We start from the raw sequence: 509 nt of genomic DNA on the forward strand, positions 1-509 counted from the left end.
CCGGTCACGGTGACACTCAGGGTCGCGGTATCGACACCGCCCTGACCATCACTGACCTGATAGCTGATGGTGGTGGTACGACTTTCTCCGACCGCGAGGTCATCGAAGTCCGCGCCCGGCGCGAAATCATAGCTGCCGTCGGCATTGACGGTGAACTGGCCACCGTTGTCACCGGCAGTCGGCTGACCGACATTGGCGGCATCCTCGCCGACCTGACTGACCGTCAGGGCATCCGTGTCGTTGCCACCGTCCGCATCGTTATCCAGGACGTTGCCGGAGGCCGGCGCCTTCTCGGCGACGGTGACGGCGTCATCCTGGGCGACCGGTGCGGTGTTGCTCGGTGTCAGGATGAAGGTGTCGGTGACGGTGCCGCCATTGCCATCATCGGCAGTGACGGTGATCTCGAACGGCCCATTCTGGGAGGCGTCGGCAGTCAGGGTGCCCGTGATGCGGCCCGTATCCGGATCGATGGTGACACCGTCCGGCAGACCCGCAGCCGTGAAGGTCAG

At 64.8% G+C, this 509-nt stretch carries 1 protein-coding gene; it reads right to left on the reverse strand.

Features of this window, described 5'->3' with window-relative positions:
• Positions 1-509 (reverse strand): Ig-like domain-containing protein (locus PJK54_RS17715; protein WP_271303511.1); only part of this gene is annotated, 509 nt, incomplete at both ends.

It is taken from the genome of Cobetia sp. MMG027 (genome assembly GCF_027947415.1).
Classification (GTDB): Bacteria; Pseudomonadota; Gammaproteobacteria; order Pseudomonadales; family Halomonadaceae; genus Cobetia; species Cobetia marina.